Raw genomic sequence first — 22,900 nt, 5'->3', positions numbered from 1 at the left:
GTTCTGGTAATCCATAATTTTTAATGAGGTTTTTTACCATGAATCAGACGCTACTTTCAGACTTCGGCACGCCGACAGAACGCGTTGAACGCGCGATTGACGCACTGCGCAACGGGCGCGGTGTAATGGTGCTCGATGATGAAAACCGTGAAAACGAAGGTGACATGATCTTCGCCGCGGAAACCATGACCGTTGAGCAGATGGCGCTGACCATTCGCCACGGCAGCGGTATCGTGTGCCTGTGCATCACCGAAGAACGCCGTCAGCAGCTTGAGCTGCCGATGATGGTGACCAACAACTCCAGCCAATTCCAGACCGCCTTCACCGTGACCATTGAAGCGGCGCAGGGCGTGACCACCGGGGTTTCCGCTTCCGATCGCCTGACCACCATCCGTGCGGCGGTGGCAGACAGCGCCAAGCCGAGCGATCTGAACCGTCCGGGCCACGTATTCCCGCTGCGCGCGCAGCCGGGTGGCGTGCTGAGCCGTCGCGGCCACACCGAAGCGACCATCGATCTGGTTTCCATGGCCGGTTTCAAACCTGCCGGCGTGCTGTGTGAACTGACCAACGACGATGGCAGCATGGCGCACGCGCCGGAAGTGATCGCCTTCGCCAAACAGCACGACATGGTGGTGCTGACCATCGAAGATCTGGTGGCCTACCGCCAGGCACACGAGAAAAAAGCCAGCTGATAGCCGGCCGCTTTCAACGATAAAAAAGCCGCGTAACGCGGCTTTTTTTGTGGCTACCGTTTTGACAGGCGTTCGCCGATGCGGCTGGCGTAATTCATCACGTGGAAGGTGTAGTTCTCCTCTACCGTGCCCTGGAACAGATGGGCCCAGGGGCCGATAGCGTAGATGCCGAGATCTTCCCCGCCGTGGGTCTCGCTTTTCAGCGGCACCAGCGCCGGCTGAATAAAGTCGGGCGCGGTGGCCTGCTCCATGGTCAATGCCGGGCGTTCGGCCAGCGGGATCGTGCCGCCGGGGCCATTGGCGAAGCCGATAGTGGTGTAAGGCTTGTCGTCGCTGCCCAGCAACGGTTTGCCGTTGACCCCCACAGCAATGCCGAGGATGGGGTTGCCCCGTTTGGCATAGCCGGCGATGGTGAGCGTGTGGCTGTGATCGCCGGTCACGATTACCAGGGTTTCGTCCAGATTGACCCTGTCGACGATGGTTTTCACCGCCTCGTTCAGGGCGACCGCGTCGCTCAGCGTGCGGTAGGCGTTACCGTTGTGGCTGCCGTGATCGATGCGTCCACCCTCCACCAACAGCAGGTAGCCTTCGGGGTTCTTGGCCAGAATATCGATGGCCTTGCCGGTCATTTCCGCCAGCGAAGGTTCTCCCGCCGCGTCTTGCCGCCGATCGTGCTCGAAGTTCATGTGTGACGGCTCAAACAGGGCCAACAGGTGGTCGACCTTACCCGGCTCGATTTTGTCGAACTGCGCCTGATTCCATACGTATTGTCCTCGCTCGCCATAGCGTTGTAGCCAGGCCTGCGTCAGATCGCGGCCATCCTTTCTGGCGCCTGTCTTGCCGGGGTATTCCGGGTCGCTCACGCTGTCGGGCAGGAAGTTGGCGCGCCCGCCGCCCATTGCCACGTTGAGGCCGTTGCCGTACTTCATTTCCACCAGTTGGCGCGCGATGTCGCGGCAACCTGCGGCCAGGGCCGCTGCCGGCATTTTGGCGTCGGATTCCCAATCGCGGTTGGCGATATGGGCATAGGTGGCGCCCGGCGTGGCGTGGGTGATGGTCGCGGTCGTCACGGCGCCGGTGGACATGCCGAGCGTTGCGGCCATCTCCCACAGCGTGGTGACGGCCTTGGTTTGCTGATCCTCGCAATTATTGAGGGCAGCCGTGTGGTTGAGGCCCATCAGATCGTTGATGGTTTTGACGCCGGTAGTCATCGCCACTGCGCTGGGCGCGGAGTCGGTGATTTGGGCGTCGGCGGAGTAGGTTTTGGCCGCCGCCAGATAGGGGAAGGCCTCCCAGGCCAGCACGTTGGATTCGCCGTCCACGCCGCGCTGCTGCCCCTCAAAAATGCGGGCGGCGGTCACGGTGGAAAACCCCATGCCGTCGCCGACCACCAGAATGACGTTTTTGGCGCGGTTGGTGTTTGGCGTCTGTTTCAGCCGCTGTTGCAGCTGAGCTTGCGCCTGAAGGAAGTAAGGGTCTTCGCGCTGCGTCAGCTGCGCGTTGTCCGCTGCGCCGGCGGTTGCCGTACAGCCGGCGAATAAGGACATGGAAAGCGCCAGGCGGGTTGCCAGTGTGAGTCTGAACATGAATTCCTCCTTGGTGAGACGTAATTCCCATCGCGCGGCGGGGCTGTCGGCACCCGTCGGCAGAGGAGGAGTGTATAGATTGTGTTAACAAAAAATACATAAATTGTTCACAAATTGGATCTGTGTGGCAGTAATGCCATGACATTCACGGTTGTTATTAATCTATTGATATATATAATTTTTTTATCTTTCTGTTGACCGACGTATTTCTCTGCTTTTAATTCAAATTTATTGAATATCTTCATCACGGTTATCCGGCTGTGTTGGTGCGGCAAAGCGCGTAATGTAGCGGCATAGCACAATTTGAACTAAGGATCTCCCTATGAACACCTCTCGTATGCCTGCACTGTTTCTTGGCCACGGTAGCCCGATGAACGTGCTGGAAGACAACCGTTACACCCGGGCATGGCGTGCGTTGGGTGAGTCATTGCCGCGTCCGAAGGCGATCGTGGCGATTTCCGCACATTGGTATACCCGCGGCACTGCGGTTACCGCGATGGAAAAACCCAAAACCATTCACGACTTCGGAGGGTTCCCGCAGGCGCTGTTCGATACCCGTTATCCGGCGCCGGGCTCTCCCGCGCTGGCTGCGCAGCTGCAGCAAATGCTGGCGCCGGTGCCGGTAACGGCCGATCTCGGCGAGTGGGGGTTGGATCACGGCACCTGGGGCGTCTTGATCAAGATGTATCCCAATGCCGACATCCCGGTGGTGCAGCTCAGCGTCGACGGCACGCAGCCGGCGGCCTATCACTATGAACTGGGCCGCAAACTCGCTGCGCTGCGCGATGAGGGGGTGATGATTGTCGCCAGTGGCAACGTGGTGCACAACCTGCGCATGGTGAAATGGCAGGGCGATACCAGCGCCTACCCGTGGGCGGAATCGTTCAATAACTTTGTCCGCGATAACCTGCGTTATCGGGGTGATAACCATCCGCTGGTGGATTTCATGCGCCATGAGGGGGCGGCGCTGTCGAATCCGACGCCGGAACACTATCTGCCGTTGCTGTACGTGCTTGGCGGTTGGGATGGAAAAGAGGCCATCAGCGTGCCGATCGACGGTATCGAAATGGGAGCACTGAGCATGCTGTCGGTGCTGGTAGGCTAAAGAAAAAACGCCAGTCAGAGACTGGCGTTTTTGTCTTCGGTGGGGGGATCAGCCGAGGATGGTGTGCGGATAGAAGCGCGACAGATCCTGCGTGATCAGTTCGCGATCTTCGCGCAGGCCGATGCCGCAGGGTTGATCGTTTACCAGCCAGCTGCCGATCAACGTGTAGCTGTCTTCGAACTTCGGCAGCGGATGGAACTGCTGCACGATCATGCCCTCTTCGCCGTATGGCCCATCGACGCGCGCCACTTCCTGACCGTTTTCGACGATCTGGATATTGGCGCCTTCGCGTGAGAACAGCGGCTTGGTGACGTAATGATCCATCGGCGGATGATCGTCTTGCGCGAAATAAGCCGGCAACAGATTCGGGTGGTTCGGGAACATTTCCCACAGCAGCGGCAGCAGCGCTTTGTTGGAGATGATGCTCTTCCAGGCCGGCTCCAGCCAGCGCACGCCGGCGTCTTCGAGCTTGGTGGAGAACATCTCGCGCAGCATGAATTCCCACGGATAGAGCTTGAATAGGTTGCCGATCACCTGATCCTGCAGATCGGTAAACTGGCCTTTCTCGCCAAGGCCAATCTCTTCCATGAACAGGAACTCGGTCGGCAGACCGGCTTCCTGCGCGCAGTCCTGCAGATATTGCACCGTGCCGCGATCTTCTTCGCTGTCCTGGCAGCAGGCCAGGTGCAACAGGCCAAAACCGTGATGCGCTTTCAGCTCGGCGAAACGCTCGATCAGTTTTTCCTGCAGGCTGTTGTACTGATCCGACTCCGGATCCAGCTTGCCGGCGTTGATCTGGTCTTCCAGCCACAGCCACTGGAAGAAGGCCGCCTCATACAGCGAGGTTGGCGTATCGGCGTTGTTCTCCAGCAGCTTCGGCGGGTTGACGCCGTCGTAGGCCAGATCGAGACGCGAGTACAGCGACGGCTGGTTGGTGCGCCAGGAGCTGCGCACGAACTCCCAGGTGTGTTTCGGGATGCAGAACTTGGCCATCAGCTCGTCGCTGCCAACCACTTTTTCCACCACCTGCAGGCACATCTGGTGCAGCTCGGCGGTGGCGCTTTCGATCTCTTCAATCTGCGCCAGCGTGAACTGGTAATAGGCGTCTTCACACCAGTAGGGCTCGCCGTACATGGTGTGGAAACGGAACCCGAACTCGGTCGCTTTTTCACGCCAGTCCGGGCGCTCGGTAATAGCAATACGTTTCATGCATCAACCGCCCATGCTGCGAGAGCCGGAGTTGGAGGTGGCGCTGCTGCGCTGCATGCTGCTCTGCTTGGCCACGGTCTCGCCGAAGCCGCCGCGGGTCACGGTGTTGGTGACCGCAGGCTTCGGTGCCATGGCGGTTTTCGGCACCGTCATGGTGCGGCCGCCGGCGGTGGCCGGGCCGTAGCTCTTGCCGCTGGCGTCGACAAACTTGCCGTTTGCCGGGCTGGCGGCGTTCTTGGAGGTGAACAGCGGCTGCTGCGCGAAGCCGGAGCCGCCCATCAGGCGACCCATCATGTAGCCCGCCATCAGCGGCATCCAGAAGCTGCCGCTGCTTTGCGATTCCGCCGCCATGCCGGCCTGCGCCGGAGCCGGCGCCTGGGTGCACTGCGCTTCGCCGAACTCGGCGACGCAGTCTTCGCGGGTAGCATATTTCGGTGCGGTTTTCGCCGCTTCTTTCAGGGCGTTGTTGTAGGCGGTGGTGCACTGCTCGCTCATCGAAGGATTGGCGCGCGAACAGTCATCGGCATTCTGATACAGGGAGACCGTTTCATCGCTCTTCTCGCAGCCGGCCAGCATAAAGACAGCGCTGATCGCCAAAGCCACGGGCGCGACACGGTAGCTGCGCCAGGATTTGCGGAACGTCTCTTGGTTGATGTTTTTTGTCCGTTTCATCGTTATCAATCCCATCATGCGGGCTGTTTTCGCCCTTTCCCAGTAGTGGCGCTAAGGATAGGGGAAACATGGTCAAAATTAAAGCTGAAACGCCCGCAGAATCGACTCTTTACGCAGTTATACGTTGGGGTGTGCGCCAGTTCGCTTTCGCGGCGAAAAAACGCGCGTTGGCGTTTCATCATGAAACGTTGTCGCTATGATGATGTTCCATAATGGAACAAAAATCGCGAGGCTCGCCAGGCGGGCGGCGGGCGCTCATAGTCGAAGCACAACAACAAGCCGGCGGCGAAGTCGGCGCGTCATCACCTGATATCTGAACGTTACCATCGCCAACTCCCTACAAGGATCCGGTTATGTTGAGAATCATCCAGTCACCAGGCAAATATATTCAGGGCGCCAATGCGCTGGCCGCCGTCGGCGAATACGCCAAATCCCTCGCCGATCACTACCTGGTGATCGCTGACGACTTCGTGATGCAGCTGGCGGGCGACACCCTGATGGGCAGCCTGCAGCAGCACGGCGTGAAACATCACGCGGCCCGCTTCAACGGCGAATGCTGCCGCAAAGAGATAGACCGGCTCGGCCATGAGCTGCAGGCTCACGGCTGCCGCGGCGTGATCGGCGTCGGCGGCGGCAAGACGCTCGACACCGCCAAGGCCGTGGCGCACTACCAACAGCTGCCGGTGGTGCTTATTCCCACCATCGCCTCCACCGATGCGCCGACCAGCGCGCTGTCGGTCCTCTACACTGAACAGGGCGAATTCGCCGAATACCTGATTTATCCGCGCAACCCGGACATGGTGGTGATGGACAGCGCCATCATCGCCAAAGCGCCGGTGCGTCTGCTGGTGGCCGGCATGGGTGACGCGCTCTCCACCTATTTCGAAGCCCAGGCCTGTTTCGACGCCCAGGCCACCAGCATGGCCGGCGGCAAATCGACGCTGGCGGCGCTCAGCCTGGCGCGGCTGTGTTATGACACGCTGCTGGCGGAAGGGGTGAAAGCCAAACTGGCGGTCGAGGCCGGCGTGGTGACGGAAGCGGTGGAGCGCATCATTGAGGCGAATACCTATCTGAGCGGCATCGGCTTCGAGAGCAGCGGGCTGGCGGCGGCGCATGCCATTCACAACGGTTTTACCGTGCTCGAAGAGTGCCACCACCTGTATCACGGCGAGAAAGTGGCGTTCGGCACCCTGGCACAGCTGGTGCTGCAGAACAGCCCGATGGCGCAGATTGAAACCGTGCTGGCGTTTTGCCCTGGCATCGGCCTGCCGATCACGCTGGCGCAGATGGGCGTCACCGGTGATGCGACGGCGAAGATCATGGCGGTGGCCGAGGCCAGCTGCGCCACCGGCGAAACCATTCACAACATGCCGTTCAAGGTCGCCCCTGCGGGCGTGCAGGCGGCGATCCTGACGGCGGATCGGCTGGGCGCCGCCTGGTTGCAGCATCATTGATACCCTTGGGGCGCGGTGTGCCGCGCCCTTGTTCTTACAGAGGAAACCATCGTGAAAAAACTGATTAATCAGGTCGAGTCGGTGTTGGAAGAGCAGTTACAGGGGCTGGCGGAGGCCCATCCCGAGCTGCTGGTGCACGCGGATCCGGCGTTCGTGACCCGCGCTGACGCGCCGGTAGTGGGCAAAGTGGCGATCCTGTCCGGCGGCGGCAGCGGCCATGAGCCGATGCACTGCGGTTTCGTCGGCGAAGGGATGCTCGACGGCGCCTGTCCGGGCGAAATTTTCACCTCGCCGACGCCGGATAAAATGTACGAGTGCGGCCAGGCGATCGACGGCGGCGCCGGGGTGTTGCTGCTGATCAAGAACTACACCGGCGACGTGCTCAACTTCGAAACCGCCACCGAGCTGCTGCACGACAGCGGCGTCGCGGTGGCGACGGTGCTGGTGGATGATGACGTGGCGGTCAAAGACAGCCTGTTTACCGCCGGACGGCGCGGGGTAGCCAACACCGTGCTGATGGAGAAGCTGCTGGGCGCCGCCGCGGCGCGCGGCGACGATCTGGACAGCGTGGTGACGCTGGGGCATCGCATCAATAACCACGGGCATTCGATCGGCATCGCGCTGGGGGCTTGCACCGTGCCGGCCGCCGGCAAGCCGTCGTTCACCCTGGCGGAGAACGAAATGGAGTTCGGCGTCGGCATTCACGGCGAGCCGGGCATTGCGCGCCGCCCGTTCACCACGCTCAACGCGGCGGTGGACGACATGTTCCATACGCTGATCGACCACGGCCACTATCAGCGCACGATCCGCGTCTGGGATCGTCAGCAGGGCGAGTGGCGCGATGAGATGCAGACCAAGCAGCCGCTGACGCGCGGCGATCGGGCGATCGCGCTGGTCAACAACCTGGGCGCCACGCCGCTGTCCGAGCTGTATGGCGTATACCATCGATTGGCGGAACGCTGCGCCGAGGCCGGCATTATTATCGAACGCAACCTGGTGGGCGCTTATTGCACCTCGCTCGATATGCAGGGCGTGTCCATCACGCTGTTGAACGTGGACGATGAGCTGTTGTCCTTGTGGGATGCGCCGGTGAAAACGCCTGCGCTGCGTTGGGGTTGCTGAGGAGGAATCATGGCGTTGACCAAACAACAGGTTGTCGATTGGCTGATGCGTTGCGGCGAGGTGTTCAGCCGGGAGCGCGATTTTCTGACCCGGTTGGACACCGAGATCGGCGATGCCGACCACGGTTTGAACATGAATCGCGGTTTTAACAAGGTGGTAGAAAAACTGCCGTCGGTGGCAGACAAAGATATCGGCTTCATTCTGAAAAACACCGGTATGACGCTGCTGTCGAGCGTGGGCGGCGCCAGCGGTCCGCTGTTCGGCACCTTCTTCATCCGCGCGGCGCAGGCGGCGAACGCCAAGCAAAGCCTGGATCTGGCGGAGCTGCAGCAGATGATGCAGGAGGGGGTGGAAGGCGTGGTGATGCGCGGTAAGGCGGAGCCGGGCGACAAAACCATGTGCGACGCCTGGTGGCCGGTGGTGGAAAGCCTCGGCCAGTCCGCGCAGCAGAACCTGAGCGTGGCGGAGGCGCTGCAGCGCGCCGCCGACAGCGCCGAGCGGGCGGTGGAGAGCACCATCACGATGCAGGCGCGCAAGGGGCGGGCCAGTTACCTGGGCGAGCGCAGCATCGGCCACCAGGATCCCGGCGCCACTTCGGTGATGCTGATGATGAAAACGCTGGCCGAGGTCGCCGGTAGTTAGCTGTAGCAGGAGGCGAGATGATTAATATCGTGGTGGTTTCGCACAGTGCGTTGCTGGCGCGCGGCGTTGAGCAGTTGGCGCGGCAGATGATGCGCGGTGATGGCTGCAAGCTGGCGCTGGCGGCGGGTGTGGATGACGAGCAGCATCCGATCGGCACCGACGCGGTCAAAGTGATGGAGGCGATCGAAGCGGTTGCCGACGGCGACGGCGTTCTGGTGCTGATGGACCTGGGCAGCGCGCTGCTCAGCGCGGAAACCGCGCTCGATCTGCTGGACCCAGACGTGGCCGCCAAAGTGCGGCTGTGTGCGGCGCCGCTGGTCGAAGGCACGCTGGCGGCGGTGGTCGCCGCCAACTCCGGCGCCTCGCTGGAGCAGGTAGTGGCGGAGGCGCAGGGTGCGCTGCAGGCTAAACAGGCGCAGCTGGGCGAGGCCACATCTACGGCCAAAAGCGCGGCTTTGCCGCTGGCGCAGGGCAAAAGTGCAACCTGGACGGTGCAGAACCCGCACGGGCTGCATGCGCGCCCGGCGGCGCGGCTGGTAGAGGCGCTGGCGCCGTTCAAGGCCGAGCTGGTGCTGGAAAAACAGGGGCAGTGCGTCGATCCGCGCAGCCTCAATCAGCTGGCGCTGCTGCAGGTGCGCCACGGCGACACTATTCGCTTGATCGCTGACGGCGCGCAGGCGGACGAAGCGCTGGCGGCGTTCAAAGCGCTGGCGGAACAACATTTCGGCGAGACGGTTTCCGAGCGGCAGCAGCCTTCGCTGCATGGCATTCCGGTGGCGGAAAGCGTCACCAGCGGGCCGGTGTTCCAGGCCCACTGCTTCTGGCCGCCAACCGTCGATAGACGGATTGGCGCGGACGAGGTGTTGGGCGAACAGCAACGCCTGCGGGAGGCGCTACAGCACACCCTGAGCGATCTGAACCGGCTGGCGGAACGTACCGGCACGCTGATCGGCAAGCCGCAGGCGGCGATCTTCGGCGCCCACAGCATGCTGCTGGACGATCCGGATCTGCAGCAGGCGGCGTACACCCGCATCGCGCAGCAGCTGTGCTGCGCCGAACAGGCCTGGCGGCAGGTGCTGGAGGCAATCGCCGAAGAGTACCGCGAACTGGATGACGACTACATGCGGGCGCGTGAACTGGACGTGCGCGACATGCTGCGCCGCACGCTGTGCCATTTGCAGGGGCTGCCGCTGCCGGTCATCGCGCTGGCAGAGCCGTCGATACTGGTGATGGACGAGCTGATGCCTTCAGAGGTGGTGATGCTCGACAGGCGGCTGGTGCTTGGCATCTGCCTCAGCGGTGGCAATGCCCTGTCGCACAGCGCCATTCTGGCGAAGGCGATGGGTATTCCGATGGTGGTCGGCATGCAGGATTGCCTGAGTAAAACCCGCAGCGGGCAGAAGGCGATGCTGGACGCCGCGCGCGGGGTGTTGCAGCTTAGCCACTAGGCGCGCAGCTTGAACTGGCGGATGTCGATCCCGTGCTGTTTGATCTTCCGCCACAGGGTGGTGCGGCCGATGCCCAGCAGCTGTGCCATCTCTGTCAGCTGGCCTCGGCTGACGGTCGCCGCGCGGAGGATCGCCTGGCGCTCCATGTCCGTCAGCGTCAACAGCGGCGCGCCGGGCTGCGGATCGCTCTCCAGCAGCGATGGCTGGCCGAGCAGGTGTGCCGGCAAATCTGCTAACTGGATGTGGTGGCCGTGGCAGATCATCGCCGCGCGCTCCACCACCCCTTTCAGTTCCAAATCGTTGCCCGGCCACAGGTAGAGCGCCAGCTGGGCCATCACTTCGTCATCCACCCGGAAGCGGCACTGAAAATGCAGCTCCAGCGCGCGCAGATGGTGTTTGACCAGCAGCGGAATATCGCTCAGCCGCTGGCGCAGCGGCGGGATCTGGATCTCGAAGGCTTGCAGGCTGTAAAACAGCTGGCGGCGGAAGCGGTTTTGCTGCACCAGCAGCGGCAGATCGGCGGCGCTGCCGGCGATCACCCGCACATCGACCGGGATCACCCGGCTGGAATTGAGGCGGATCACCACGCCGGTTTTCAGCACCTGCAGCAACGCCGACTGCATCTCCGCCGGCAGATATTCGATCTGTTCGAGGTACAGCGTACCGCCGTTGGCCAATTCGAATTTGCTGAGCTGGCCCGCCTCTTCTTCGCTGGCGTCGCTGCCCAGCAGCTCACGCAACCCCTGCGCCTGCGGCAGCAGCTGGCAGTTGAGGGCGATATACGGCCCGGCGGCGCGTTCGCCGGCGTTGTGGATAGCCTGGCTGAGCCGCTCTTTGCCGACCCCTTCCTCTCCGCGCAGCAGGATTGGATGCTGGCCCTTGGCCGCCTGCTGCCCGTAACGGATCAGCCGCCGCATCTCCAGCGAGGCGGAGGGCATCTGCTCAAAGCTGTGGCTGACGCGCCCCAGCTGGCTGCTGACGTACTGGCGCAGCCGCTCGAGCGGGTGCAGCAGGGCGATGAAACTGCAGCGATCGCCGTCGAAAATCGGCTTGAGCGTCAGCAAGGCGGCGATAAACTGCCGCTGGCTTTCGAAGGTGACTTCGACGTGTTGCAGCGGCTGCCGGTCGGCGATGGCGCGCTTGAGCAGGGCGGGCAGCGTCAGCAGCTGCGCCAGCGGTTTGCCCTGGCTCTGCTGTTCATCCAGCTTCAGCAGGCCGGCGGCGCGCTGGTTGATGTATTGCAGGTAGCCACGGTGATCCCAGGCCATAACGCCGTCGTCCACGCCGTCCAGCAGGCCGTAAAGCTGATTCAGATGGCGGTTGGATTCCGCCAGCAGGCCGTCGGCGTTCAGCGAATTGCCGATTTCGCGGGCGATGGCCAGCGTCAGCGACAGATCGCCGGCGGCGCAGTCGGCCAGCAGGCAGCCTAGCGCGATCGAGCCGCGTTGGCGGCCGCTGTTGTCGTAGACCGGCGTGGCGCAGAACGACCAGCCGTGCAGCGCCCGGCGCACGTGCTCCTCGCCGCTCACCCGCACCGGGTGGCCTTCCGCCGCCGCCAGCGCCGGGGCGTTGGTGCCGATCTGCCCCTCGGCCCAGTAAGCGCCGGGGGCGAACCCCAATGGCTGCAACAGCTCCCAGGTTTTGGCGTCGCCGCAGCGCCACAGCATGCAGCCGCTCTCGTCGAGGATCATCAACAGGCAACGCCGTGGCTCCATGTATTCGCAGGCATCTTCCAGCGCCGCCTGGCCGAGCGTCAGCAGGTCGTTCTTGCGGCGGCAAATCGATTCGAAGGTGGCGCCCTGAGCGCGGTGCGGTGCTTGCCAGACGTCGGGCTGCATCAGGCTGCGGCAGCGCAGCCAGGAGGCGTAAACCGCCTGTGTCGGGCGCAGCGGCGGCGGCAGTTCGCCGTCGTTAATCAAGCGCTGCCAGCGTGAATCGTTGTCCATCGAACCTCATCCAGACTGCGAAAACGAGAGTGACGATGATACCACCTGGGGCAGCGACGGCTGTGAGGTGGCGGGCAGAAGTGGGGAAATCGGGGCAAAAAAAACGGGGTGCGGCGCAGGCCGGACCCCGTGTTTATCAACGCGCGCTTCAGTTGCGGAATGGGTTGCCGCTGTTGCGTACCGGTTGGCGGACGGCCGGTGCCGCAGCGCGTGTGGCGCTTGGTGCCGGCGCTGCGGTTTGCTGCATTGGCGCATTGTCCTGATAACCGTCCGCATAGGCGTCCTGAGCGCGGTTGTGCGGTGCGACGGCGTCAGGTGCGGTCGACACCGGTTTACCCAACGCGCCATTCAACAGCAGCAGATCGTTTTGGTTCAGCGTGCCGAGCGCCGACTTGATGTTCAGCTGGTTGATCAGATAGGTATAACGCGCGTCGGACAGCTGACGTTTGGCGTTATACAGGGTGGTGGTGGCGTCCAGCACATCGACGATGGTACGGGTACCGACCTGATAACCGGCTTCCATCGCATCCAGCGAGCTCTGCGCGGAGATCACCGCCTGTTTGTAGGCGTTGATGCTGCTGATCGAGGCGTTGACGTTGTTGAACGACGAACGCACGGTCTGCACCACGCTGCGGTGTGAGCTTTCCAACTGCTCGCTGGCGCCGACGAAGCCGTACTGCGCCTGTTTCACCTGGGAATTGGTCGCACCGCCGCTGTACAGCGGCAGGTTGAAGCTGATGCCGACCTTATTTTGGCCCGCATCGGAATCGCTGTAGCGTGCGGCATTCGCGCCTCCGGTTTTGGAGCCGTTGTATTTGGTATTGCTGATGCCGGTTGACGCGCTGACGTCAATCGTCGGCATATAGCCGGTTTGGGCTGCGCGGATTTGCTCGCGCGCCAGATCCTGGCTCAGACGGGCGGACAGCAGGCTCAGGTTACGTGCTTCCGCTTCTTTCAGCAGGTTGTTCACCGCTTCCGGGCGCTGGGTACTGAAGCGATCGGTATTCAGCGAGGCCAGTTCCGGGTAGAAGGCCCCGGTCACCTGGCGCAGCGTTTCGAGCGCATTATCCAGATCGTTGCGGGCGGAGACTTCCGCCGCCAGCACGGTGTCATAGTTCGAGCGGGCGTTCTGCACGTCGGTGATCGCTACCAGGCCCACGTTGAAGCGTTGGGTGGTTTGATCCAGCGTGCGGTATACCGCATCTTTCTGCGCCTGGGTATAGGACAGCTTGTCGATCGCTTTCAGCACGTTGAAGTAGGCAGTGGCGGTGTTGAGAATCAGCGATTGCTCTGCGGTCTGGAAGGTGACGTCGGAGATGCCGGCGGTCTTTTCCTGCAGCGTCAGCTGGCGCCATTTCGACATGTCGAAAATAGTTTGCGTCAGCGTCAACGAACCGCTGGTCACGTTGCTGTTAACGCCATTGCTGTCACGATAACCGTTGGTGTAATCGTAACCTGCGGCTAAACCGAGCTGCGGCAGCAGCGGGCTGCGCGCTTCATTGATCTTTTCGAATGCGGCGTCGCGGTCAGCAGCACTTTTGCGCAGATCCGGGTTACTTTCCCTGGCCTGTTTGTAGACCTGCAGCAGGTTCTCTGCCTGGCTCATTGCACTGAAGCCGCCCAGGCTCAGTCCGATAAGAAGGGGGAGCAGTTTCTTCATTTGCATTCCTTGTTGTGCAGCAATATTGCTATGTTAGCGCTGACGATAGACGAAATAGTTGCCGATTCTAGCAGAGTCTGCGGTACGCATCAGGTGGCTGAATGTGCCATCTCACGTAACTTTTACCTTTCAGACCGCCCATTTACCAGGGCAAACTGCCCGAGCCGGCTGCAGCTGATATTATGGCTGACAATCCGGATTGTTTCCCACTATTACATGCGAGCGCACAAACGTGCCGCATCCGGCGGCGAAAAACAGCCTAACATAAAGCCGCGGCGGAGAGTCCCGCTGTTTCTGTCATCAAAACCGTTTATTTTATCGGCATACTACGCAGGAGAATTCGCACATGAACCGTTCGCAGCCGTCACCCGTCACTTTCGATAAAAAAGATGTAGAAATTATTGCACGCGAGACGCTGTACCGTGGTTTTTTTTCACTCAATTTATACCGGTTTCGCCATCGCTTGTTCAATGGCGAAATGAGCCCTGAAATCACGCGTGAAATTTTCGAGCGCGGCCATGCGGCGGTGCTGCTGCCCTACGATCCGGTGCGCGACGAAGTGGTACTGATTGAACAACTGCGCATCGCCGCGGTCGATACCAGTAATTCGCCCTGGCTGCTGGAAATGGTGGCGGGTATGATCGAAACCGGCGAAAGCGTCGAAGACGTGTGCCGCCGCGAAGCGCAGGAAGAGGCCGGCGTGGTGGTCGGGCGCTGCAAGCCGGTGCTGAGCTATCTGGCCAGCCCGGGGGGCACCAGCGAACGTCTGTCGATCATGGTCGGCGAGGTGGACGCCGGCACCGCCGAAGGCATCCATGGCCTGGCGGAAGAACATGAGGATATCCGCGTCCACGTGGTCAGCCGCGAGCAGGCTTACCGCTGGGTGGAGGAGGGCGCGATCGATAACGCCGCATCAGTGATTGCATTGCAATGGCTGGCGTTGCACCATGAATCGTTGAGAAAAGAGTGGGCCAACTAATGAAACAGCGCTATACCCCTGATTTCCCCGAAATGATGAGATTGTGCGAAACCAACTTCGCGCAATTGCGCCGCTTGCTGCCGCGCAACGACGAAGCGGGCGAAACGGTGACTTATCAGGTGAACGGCGCCGGCTATCGTTTGACCATCGTTGAGTCCACGCGTTACACGTCGTTGGTGGAGATTGAGCAGATCTTTCCGGCGGTCAGCTACTGGAGCCTGCCCGCGATGACGGTGCGGTTGTACCATGACGCCATGGTTGCGGAAGTGTGTTCCAGTCAGCAGATCTACCGCTTTAAAGCGCGTTATGATTATCCTAATAAAAAGTTGCATCAACGCGACGAAAAGCATCAAATTAACCAGTTTCTTGCTGATTGGCTGCGCTACTGTTTGGCGCATGGAGCGATGGCGGTTCCGGTTTGTTAGACAGACTGAAATAACAAAGGACACCATTTGGAAAGCCTGTTTAAACTGCCCGTGGCGAGTGGGGCCGCGGTCAGGATTCTACAAATAACAGATACCCACCTTTTTGCCGGCGAACACGAGACGTTGCTCGGCATCAATACCTATCGCAGCTATCACGCGGTGCTGGACGCCATCCAGGCGCAGCGCCGCGATGTCGACTTGATCGTCGCCACGGGAGATTTGGCGCAGGATCATTCGCAGGAGGCGTACCGCCACTTCGCCGCCGGCATCGCGCAACTGCCGGCCCCCTGCGTGTGGCTGCCGGGTAACCACGATTTTCAACCGGCGATGGTCGACGCGTTGGCCGCCGCTGGCATTGCGCCTTCCAAACAGGTGCTGCTGGGCGATAACTGGCAGGTGCTGATGTTGGACAGCCAGGTGTTCGGCGTACCGCACGGCGAATTGAGCGAATACCAGCTCGAGTGGATGGAGCGCTGCCTGCAGGCTCACCCCGAGCGCTATACGCTGTTGCTGCTGCACCATCATCCGCTGCCTTCCGGCTGTACCTGGCTCGATCAGCACAGCCTGCGCAACCCGCATATGCTGGGTGCGATCCTGCTGCGTTATCCGAAAGTGAATACCGTGGTGTGCGGGCACATTCACCAGGATCTGGATCTGGAATGGCAGGGCCGGCGCCTGTTGGCGACGCCCTCGACCTGCGTGCAATTCAAGCCGCACTGCACGAACTTCACCATCGACGACGTCTCCCCCGGCTGGCGCTACCTCGATCTGTTGCCGGACGGCCGCGTCGAGACGCAGGTGTTCCGCCTGGAAAACGACGATTTCCGCCCCGATATGGACTCGGATGGATACTGATGCCTTCGACACTGCTCTACCTGCACGGTTTCAACAGCTCGCCGCAGTCGGCCAAGGCGGTGGCCTTCAAGGCCTGGCTGGCCGAACACCATCCCGATATCCAGATGCTGGTGCCTCAGCTGCCGGCTTTTCCGGCGGAGGCCGCCGAGATGCTGGAGAATCTGGTGCTGGAGCGCGCCGGCCAAACGCTCGGGCTGGTCGGCTCCTCGCTCGGCGGCTATTACGCCACCTGGCTGTCGCAGTGTTTTTCGCTGCCGGCGGTGGTGGTCAACCCGGCGGTCAAGCCGTTTGAGCTGCTGGTCGACTATCTCGGCGCCAACGAGAACCCCTACACCGGCCAGCAATATGTGTTAGAGTCACGTCACGTTTACGATCTGAAAGTGATGCAGATCGATCCCTTGGAGTCGCCGGATTTAATCTGGCTGCTGCAGCAAACGGGCGATGAAATTCTCGATTACGGCCAGGCAGTGGCGTATTACACCGCGTGTCGGCAAACGGTGGAGTCGGGTGGAAACCACGCCTTCGTCGGTTTCGAGCACTACTTCCCCCAGATTGTGGATTTTTTAGGGCTAAACGCGGTCTGACGGACCGTTCCGGCACCTCCCTTTAACCACGAAAAAATAATCAACGATGACTCAATCCAGCTATAACGCTGATGCCATTGAAGTACTCAGCGGTCTAGAACCAGTGCGCCGTCGTCCCGGCATGTATACCGACACGACGCGCCCAAACCACCTCGGCCAAGAGGTGATCGATAACAGCGTCGACGAAGCGTTGGCCGGTCACGCCAAGCGTATCGACGTGATTCTGCACGCCGATCAGTCGCTGGAAGTGATCGACGACGGCCGCGGCATGCCGGTGGATATCCACCCGGAAGAGGGCGTGCCGGCAGTTGAGTTGATCCTGTGCCGGCTGCACGCCGGCGGTAAATTCTCGAATAAAAACTACCAGTTCTCCGGCGGCCTGCACGGCGTTGGGATCTCGGTGGTCAACGCCCTGTCGAAGCGGGTGGAAGTCAACGTGCGCCGCGACGGCAACGTCTACGGCATCGCCTTCGAAAACGGCGACAAGGTGCAGGATCTGACGGTGACCGGCACCTGCGGCAAACGCAATACCGGCACCAGCGTGCACTTCTGGCCGGACGAACAGTTCTTCGACAGCCCGCGCTTCTCGGTATCGCGCCTGACTCACCTGCTGAAAGCCAAAGCGGTGCTGTGCCCCGGCGTCGAGATCTATTTCATCGACAAAGTGAACAACACCGAGCAGCGCTGGTGCTACCAGGATGGCCTGACCGACTACCTGATGGAAGCGGTTAACGGCCTGATTACCCTGCCGGAAGCGCCGTTCGTCGGCAATTTCGCCGGTGACACCGAAGCGGTGGACTGGGCGCTGCTGTGGCTGCCGGAAGGCGGTGAGCTGCTGACCGAAAGCTACGTCAACCTGATCCCGACCATGCAGGGCGGCACCCACGTCAATGGCCTGCGCCAGGGGCTGCTGGACGCGATGCGCGAGTTCTGCGAATTCCGCAATATTCTGCCGCGCGGCGTGAAGCTGTCGGCGGAGGATATCTGGGATCGCTGCGCCTACGTGCTGTCGGTGAAGATGCAGGATCCGCAGTTCGCCGGGCAGACCAAAGAGCGTCTCTCCTCGCGCCAGTGCGCGGCCTTCGTTTCCGGCGTGGTGAAAGACGCCTTCAGCCTGTGGCTGAACCAGAACGTTCAGGCGGCGGAACAGCTGGCCGAGCTGGCGATCTCCAGCGCCCAGCGCCGTCTGCGCGCCGCCAAGAAAGTGGTGCGCAAGAAGCTGACCAGCGGGCCGGCGTTGCCGGGCAAGCTGGCGGACTGCACCTCGCAGGATCTGGCCATGACCGAACTGTTCCTGGTGGAAGGGGACTCGGCGGGCGGATCGGCCAAGCAGGCGCGCGATCGTGAATATCAGGCGATCATGCCGCTCAAGGGCAAGATCCTGAATACCTGGGAAGTCTCCTCGGACGAAGTGCTCGCCTCGCAGGAAGTGCACGACATTTCCGTGGCGATCGGCATCGATCCGGACAGCGAAGATCTCAGCCAGCTGCGCTACGGCAAAATCTGCATCCTGGCGGATGCGGACTCCGACGGCCTGCACATCGCCACGCTGCTGTGCGCGCTGTTCGTGCGCCACTTCCGTTCGCTGGTGAAAGGCGGCCATGTCTATGTCGCCATGCCGCCGCTGTACCGTATCGATCTCGGCAAAGAGGTGTTCTACGCGCTGGATGAAGAAGAGAAAGCCGGCGTGCTGGAACAGCTGAAGCGCAAGAAGGGCAAGCCGAACGTGCAGCGCTTTAAAGGGCTGGGCGAGATGAACCCGCTGCAGCTGCGCGAAACTACCCTCGATCCGAACACCCGCCGTCTGGTGCAACTGACGGTGGCAGAGGATGACGTCGATCAGACGCTGGCGGTGATGGACATGCTGTTGGCCAAGAAGCGTTCGGAAGATCGCCGCAACTGGCTGCAAGACAAGGGCGACATGGCCGAACTGGCGGTCTGATCCTGATCCTGGCCCGGTGAAACGCCGGACCTGCTTTCCCGCAGGGCGTTGCATGCGGCGCCCGTCAACCTGGGGCGAACCGCGTGAAGATCACCCTCGAAGAGCTGCTGGCGTTCACGGCGGTGGTCGACAGCGGTTCGGTCACCGCCGCCGCCGATCGGCTCGGCCAAACCACCTCCGGCGTTAGCCGCGCACTCAGCCGTCTGGAAGCGAAGCTCGACGCTACGCTCTTGCGCCGCACCACGCGTCGCCTGAGCCTGACCGAAGAAGGGCAGAGCTTCCTGGCGCCTGCGCGCGAAATCCTGCGTTCGGTGGATCAGGCCGAAGAACTAATGGCGCTGCGGCGCCGGCTGCCCGCCGGTCGGCTGCGGGTCAACGCCGCCGCCCCTTTCATGGCGCATGTGCTGGTGCCGATGGTGGCGGAGTTCCGCCGCCGTTATCCGCAGATTGAGCTGGAGCTGGACACCGACGATCGCAATATCGACCTGCTGGAGAAACGCGCCGATATCGCGATCCGCATCGGCGCGCTGCGCGACTCTACGCTACACGCTCGCCTGCTGGGCAACAGCCGGTTGCGCATTCTCGCCAGCCCGGATTACCTGCAACGGCATGGCGAACCGCGCGGCGTGGAAGATCTGCACCGCCATTGCCTGTTGGGATTCACCTATCCGGAGTTGCTGAACCAGTGGCCGCTGCGTCACCGGCAGGCGCGGCATTTCGCCATCGAACCGACGATCTCGGCCTCCAGCGGGGAGACGCTGCGTGAGTTGGCGCTGCGCGGGGCGGGCATTGTCCAGCTGGCGGACTTTATGACGCGACGCGATCGGGAAGCGGGCAGGCTGGTACCGCTGCTGGTGCGGGAGACGCTGGACGCGCGTCAACCGATCCACGCGGTGTATTACCACGACGCCCAGCTGGCGGCGCGCCTCACCTGTTTTCTCGACTACGTCAGCGCCCGCCTTGAGGCAGAACCGCCAGAGGCCGCAGAGGGCCTCTGAGGGGATTACAGCGCGTTTTCCAGCACGTAGATCTCGGTACCCAGCACATAGTCCTTGATGGTCTCGCGGTGCTTGAGCATATGCTCGATCTGCAGGTGTTTTTCCAGATGCGACTGGCTTTGCCATTTTTCCAGCATAAACACCGAGTCCGGCGACAGTTTCTGCCAGGGGGCCTGGGTGTGGCTGTCTACCATCGGCGTGTATTCGCCGCAGCCTTCTTCCGCCAGCACCAGCGGCACCAGTTTTTCAATGGCTTGTAACACGGTGGCGCGGTGGCCGGGTTTGACTTTGATTTCTGCGATTACGGTGATCATCATTACCTCGTTGGTTAAGCCCTTCGCTGCCAGTTAAGCAAAAATTTCCGCCAGATGCTCGCGATAACGTGCGATGTCCGTTTCGATATCCGGTTGTTTTATCACGTCATTGCAGATAAAGGTCGGCAAGGCTTCCATCCCCAGGAACTGGTTGGCCTTGTGGAAGTGCAGGTAAACGCCGTCGACGCCGACGCCGTGGAAGAACTGGTTCGGATCGGTGAAAGCCTCGAGCGGGGCGTTCCAGGTCAGGCTCAGCAGGTATTTTTTTCCCTGAATCAGGCCGCCGGAACCGTACTTCTTGCCGGCGTCGGAGCGGGTGCGGCCATCGCTGGCGTACAGGCTGCCGTGGCCGGCGGTGAACACTTCGTCGATGTATTTTTTCAGGATCCACGGCTCGCCCATCCACCAACCCGGCATCTGATAGATGACCGCATCGGCCCACAGGTATTTCTGCACCTCGGCCTCAATGTCATAGCCGTCGTCGACCACCGTGACCTGCACATCGTGCTGCAGATCGCGCAGGAAGCTTTCTGCCACGTCGCTCAGGGTTTGGTTGAGTTCGCCGTTGGAATGGCCGAATTGCTTTTTAGCGTTGATAATCAGGATATTGCTCATCTTTTGCGGCTCCCGTCAGAGTTAAGATAGATGCCGTTTTCCGCTGCGGGGCGCAAAAACAGCTTGCTGAACGAGAGTGTAATCGTTGGCCAGGCAAGTAAAAACGTGACGGCAGGCACAACAGTGTTGATTCTTAATCAACAATCGCGGTGGAATTTTGCCTAAACGCCCCGGCGACAGCGCCTTCGGCCGGCGATCCTTGCGCCAACTGTGACAGCCACCCCGCAGATGGGTTACTATCGCGGGCAGAATCGACAAGCGATGCCTTATTGTCGTCCCAGGGATTGCCAAGCCACGGTCTGAGGATAATTGAGTAATGAGTGATCTGACTCATGACGGTGTAGAGCGTTTACCGCTGCACACATTCACTGAAAACGCCTATCTGAACTATTCCATGTACGTCATCATGGATCGGGCGTTGCCGTACATTGGCGACGGCTTGAAACCGGTACAACGCCGCATCATCTACGCCATGTCTGAGCTGGGGCTGAACAACAGCGCCAAATTCAAAAAATCCGCCCGTACCGTGGGCGACGTGCTGGGTAAATACCACCCGCACGGCGACAGCGCGTGTTATGAAGCCATGGTGCTGATGGCGCAGCCGTTCTCGTACCGCTATCCGCTGGTGGACGGCCAGGGGAACTGGGGTGCGCCGGACGATCCCAAGTCGTTTGCGGCGATGCGTTATACCGAATCGCGCCTGTCCAAATACGCCGAAGTGCTGCTGGCCGAGCTGGGGCAGGGCACCGTCGACTGGATCCCGAACTTTGACGGCACGCTGCAAGAACCGAAGATGTTGCCGGCGCGCCTGCCGAACATCCTGCTGAACGGCACTACCGGCATCGCCGTCGGCATGGCGACCGACATTCCGCCGCACAACGTGCGCGAAGTCGCCGCGGCGGCGGTGGCGCTGCTCGACAAGCCGGGCGCTTCGCTCGATGACCTGCTCGAATTCGTGCAGGGGCCGGACTTCCCGACCGAAGCCGAGATCATCACCCCGCGCGATGAAATCCGCAAAATTTACCAGAGCGGCCGCGGCTCGGTGCGCATGCGCGCCGTGTGGAAGAAAGAAGACGGCAGCGCGGTGATCACCGCCTTGCCGCACCAGGTGTCCGGTGCCAAGGTGCTGGAGCAGATCGCCAGCCAGATGCGCGCCAAGAAGCTGCCGATGGTCGAAGATCTGCGCGATGAATCCGACCACGAAAACCCGACGCGTCTGGTGATCGTACCGCGCTCCAACCGCATCGATCTGGAACAGGTGATGAACCACCTGTTCGCCACCACCGATCTGGAACGCAGCTACCGCATCAACATGAACATGATCGGTCTGGATAACCGCCCGCAGGTCAAAGGGCTGGTGGAAATCCTCACCGAATGGCTGGCCTACCGTCGCGACACGGTGCGCCGCCGCCTGAACTACCGCCTCGAGAAGGTGCTGAAACGCCTGCATATCCTCGAAGGTTTGCTGGTGGCGTTCCTCAATATCGACGAGGTGATCCACATCATCCGCAGCGAGGATGAGCCGAAGCCGGTGCTGATGCAGCGTTTCGGCATCTCCGACACTCAGGCGGAAGCGATCCTCGAGCTGAAACTGCGTCACCTGGCCAAGCTGGAAGAGGTCAAGATCCGCGGCGAGCAGGATGAGCTGGCGAAAGAACGCGATCAGCTGCAGGCGCTGCTGGCGTCCGAGCGCAAGCTGAACACGCTGATTAAGAAAGAGATCCAGGCCGACGCGCAGACCTACGGCGACGATCGCCGTTCGCCGCTGACCGAGCGTGCGGAAGCCAAGGCGATGAGCGAGCACGACTTCGTGCCGTCCGAGCCGGTGACCATCGTGCTGTCTGAAATGGGCTGGGTGCGCAGCGCCAAGGGCCACGACATCGATCCGGCCGGCTTGAGCTACAAGGCCGGCGACAGCTTCCGCGGCGCGGCGCGCGGCAAGAGCAACCAGCCGGTGGTGTTCATCGACTCCACCGGACGCAGCTATGCGCTCGATCCGATGACGCTGCCTTCGGCGCGTGGGCAGGGCGAGCCGCTGACCGGCAAGCTGACGCCGCCGCCGGGCGCCACCATTGAGCAGGTACTGATGGCGGCCGACGATCAGAAGCTACTGATGGCGTCCGATGCCGGTTACGGCTTCGTTTGCACCTTCAACGATCTGGTGGCGCGCAACCGCGCCGGCAAGGTGATGATCACGCTGCCGGATAACGCCAGGGCGCTGCCGCCGATGGAGATCCACGGCGCAGACGACATGCTGCTGTCGATCACCGCCGCCGGGCGCATGCTGATGTTCCCGGTTGCCGATCTGCCGCAGCTGTCGAAGGGCAAAGGCAACAAGATCGTCTCCATTCCGGCAGCCCAGGCGGCGGCCGGTGAAGACAAGCTGGCCTGGCTGTTCGTGTTGCCGCCGCAGGCGTCCGTCACGCTGCACGTCGGCAAACGCAAGCTGACGCTGCGGCCGGAAGATCTGCAGAAGTTCCGTGCGGAGCGCGGTCGCAAGGGCACCCAGCTGCCGCGCGGCCTGCAGCGTATCGATCGCGTCGAAGTGGATGCGCCGGTGCGGGTATCGGGTAGCGACAGCGAAGAGTAAGCGTTGGCGCCAGCGTTAACGGGCGGTCGCAGCATGCTGTGGCCGCCTTATTTATTTTTGCT

The 22,900-nt window shown here is 61.6% G+C and carries 20 protein-coding genes; 13 read left to right on the top strand and 7 right to left on the bottom strand.

Annotated features, from left to right (window positions below; all coding sequences use genetic code 11):
* The first annotated feature begins 38 nt into the window (after positions 1-38).
* Entirely contained in the window at positions 39-692 is a 654-nt protein-coding gene (ribB, locus tag HMPREF3138_RS17200; protein WP_033636071.1) for a 3,4-dihydroxy-2-butanone-4-phosphate synthase, read from the top strand.
* Positions 693-745: 53 nt separating this feature from the next.
* On the opposite strand, the gene HMPREF3138_RS17195 is transcribed toward ribB, so the two are convergent.
* Positions 746-2,278, bottom strand: a complete 1,533-nt coding sequence (locus tag HMPREF3138_RS17195; protein ID WP_038879490.1) for an alkaline phosphatase family protein — start codon at positions 2,276-2,278, stop codon at positions 746-748.
* A 322-nt stretch (positions 2,279-2,600) separates the two neighbouring features.
* Between HMPREF3138_RS17195 and ygiD the strand changes: the two genes are divergently transcribed.
* A complete protein-coding gene (gene ygiD, locus HMPREF3138_RS17190) occupies positions 2,601-3,383 on the top strand; it encodes a 4,5-DOPA-extradiol-dioxygenase (protein WP_038879487.1) in 783 nt (260 codons plus the stop codon).
* Between the two features lie 48 nt (positions 3,384-3,431).
* Here ygiD and HMPREF3138_RS17185 read toward each other — a convergent pair whose 3' ends face one another.
* A complete protein-coding gene (locus HMPREF3138_RS17185) occupies positions 3,432-4,592 on the bottom strand; it encodes a glutathionylspermidine synthase family protein (RefSeq protein WP_033649062.1) in 1,161 nt (386 codons plus the stop codon).
* A 3-nt stretch (positions 4,593-4,595) separates the two neighbouring features.
* Entirely contained in the window at positions 4,596-5,264 is a 669-nt protein-coding gene (locus HMPREF3138_RS17180) for a DUF1190 family protein (RefSeq protein ID WP_038879485.1), read from the bottom strand.
* Between the two features lie 353 nt (positions 5,265-5,617).
* Here HMPREF3138_RS17180 and HMPREF3138_RS17175 point away from each other — a divergent pair, with 353 nt between their 5' ends.
* From HMPREF3138_RS17175 to dhaM, 4 genes are read left to right on the top strand one after another with little or no spacing between them, the layout of a single operon-like run.
* Complete coding sequence (locus tag HMPREF3138_RS17175) at positions 5,618-6,718, top strand: glycerol dehydrogenase (RefSeq protein WP_070559197.1); 1,101 nt, start codon at positions 5,618-5,620, stop codon at positions 6,716-6,718.
* Positions 6,719-6,769: 51 nt separating this feature from the next.
* Positions 6,770-7,840 carry a dihydroxyacetone kinase subunit DhaK gene (dhaK, locus tag HMPREF3138_RS17170; protein ID WP_038879479.1) on the top strand — a complete coding sequence of 357 codons (1,071 nt, stop codon included), beginning with the start codon at positions 6,770-6,772 and terminating at the stop codon, positions 7,838-7,840.
* A gap of 9 nt (positions 7,841-7,849) precedes the next feature.
* On the top strand, positions 7,850-8,482 hold the full coding sequence (gene dhaL, locus HMPREF3138_RS17165; protein ID WP_038879477.1) for a dihydroxyacetone kinase subunit DhaL: 633 nt from the start codon (positions 7,850-7,852) through the stop codon (positions 8,480-8,482).
* A gap of 17 nt (positions 8,483-8,499) precedes the next feature.
* A complete protein-coding gene (gene dhaM / locus HMPREF3138_RS17160; protein ID WP_038879476.1) occupies positions 8,500-9,930 on the top strand; it encodes a dihydroxyacetone kinase phosphoryl donor subunit DhaM in 1,431 nt (476 codons plus the stop codon).
* On the opposite strand, the gene dhaR is transcribed toward dhaM, so the two are convergent.
* Together dhaR and hasF are read right to left on the bottom strand one after the other, a co-directional pair.
* Positions 9,927-11,876, bottom strand: coding sequence for a dihydroxyacetone kinase operon transcriptional regulator DhaR (gene dhaR / locus HMPREF3138_RS17155; RefSeq protein ID WP_038879474.1), 1,950 nt, complete (start codon positions 11,874-11,876; stop codon positions 9,927-9,929). The two genes, dhaM and dhaR, sit on opposite strands and share 4 nt — an antisense overlap.
* Before the next feature lie 148 nt (positions 11,877-12,024).
* Positions 12,025-13,536 (bottom strand): multidrug efflux transporter outer membrane subunit HasF, encoded by a 1,512-nt coding sequence (gene hasF, locus HMPREF3138_RS17150; RefSeq protein WP_038879471.1) that lies wholly within the window; start codon positions 13,534-13,536, stop codon positions 12,025-12,027.
* Positions 13,537-13,882: 346 nt separating this feature from the next.
* On the opposite strand from hasF, the gene nudF reads away from it, so the two are divergent.
* The 6 genes from nudF to HMPREF3138_RS17120 all read left to right on the top strand — a co-directional run bounded on the left by nudF (position 13,883) and on the right by HMPREF3138_RS17120 (position 19,319).
* A complete protein-coding gene (gene nudF, locus HMPREF3138_RS17145) occupies positions 13,883-14,515 on the top strand; it encodes an ADP-ribose diphosphatase (RefSeq protein WP_004937242.1) in 633 nt (210 codons plus the stop codon).
* A complete protein-coding gene (locus HMPREF3138_RS17140) occupies positions 14,515-14,940 on the top strand; it encodes a DUF1249 family protein (protein ID WP_004937244.1) in 426 nt (141 codons plus the stop codon). Before nudF ends, HMPREF3138_RS17140 begins: the two co-directional genes overlap by 1 nt.
* A 27-nt stretch (positions 14,941-14,967) precedes the next feature.
* A complete protein-coding gene (cpdA, locus tag HMPREF3138_RS17135) occupies positions 14,968-15,795 on the top strand; it encodes a 3',5'-cyclic-AMP phosphodiesterase (protein WP_004937250.1) in 828 nt (275 codons plus the stop codon).
* A complete protein-coding gene (gene yqiA, locus HMPREF3138_RS17130) occupies positions 15,795-16,379 on the top strand; it encodes an esterase YqiA (protein ID WP_038879469.1) in 585 nt (194 codons plus the stop codon). Before cpdA ends, yqiA begins: the two co-directional genes overlap by 1 nt.
* A gap of 46 nt (positions 16,380-16,425) precedes the next feature.
* A complete protein-coding gene (gene parE, locus HMPREF3138_RS17125; protein ID WP_025304305.1) occupies positions 16,426-18,321 on the top strand; it encodes a DNA topoisomerase IV subunit B in 1,896 nt (631 codons plus the stop codon).
* A gap of 83 nt (positions 18,322-18,404) precedes the next feature.
* The gene (locus HMPREF3138_RS17120; RefSeq protein ID WP_038879466.1) at positions 18,405-19,319 is read left to right on the top strand and encodes a LysR substrate-binding domain-containing protein; all 915 of its coding nucleotides are present in this window, start codon (positions 18,405-18,407) and stop codon (positions 19,317-19,319) included.
* Positions 19,320-19,324: 5 nt separating this feature from the next.
* On the opposite strand, the gene HMPREF3138_RS17115 is transcribed toward HMPREF3138_RS17120, so the two are convergent.
* Both HMPREF3138_RS17115 and HMPREF3138_RS17110 read right to left on the bottom strand, forming a co-directional pair.
* A complete protein-coding gene (locus HMPREF3138_RS17115; RefSeq protein WP_038879464.1) occupies positions 19,325-19,633 on the bottom strand; it encodes a putative quinol monooxygenase in 309 nt (102 codons plus the stop codon).
* 33 nt (positions 19,634-19,666) lie between these two features.
* On the bottom strand, positions 19,667-20,248 hold the full coding sequence (locus HMPREF3138_RS17110) for an NAD(P)H-dependent oxidoreductase (protein WP_038879461.1): 582 nt from the start codon (positions 20,246-20,248) through the stop codon (positions 19,667-19,669).
* Positions 20,249-20,564: 316 nt separating this feature from the next.
* On the opposite strand from HMPREF3138_RS17110, the gene parC reads away from it, so the two are divergent.
* The gene (gene parC / locus HMPREF3138_RS17105) at positions 20,565-22,838 is read left to right on the top strand and encodes a DNA topoisomerase IV subunit A (RefSeq protein WP_038879458.1); all 2,274 of its coding nucleotides are present in this window, start codon (positions 20,565-20,567) and stop codon (positions 22,836-22,838) included.
* Positions 22,839-22,900: the final 62 nt, after the last annotated feature.

The organism is Serratia sp. HMSC15F11 (assembly GCF_001808215.1).
In the GTDB taxonomy this organism is placed as follows: Bacteria; Pseudomonadota; Gammaproteobacteria; order Enterobacterales; family Enterobacteriaceae; genus Serratia; species Serratia nevei.
This window is presented reverse-complemented; position numbering and strand designations above follow the sequence as displayed.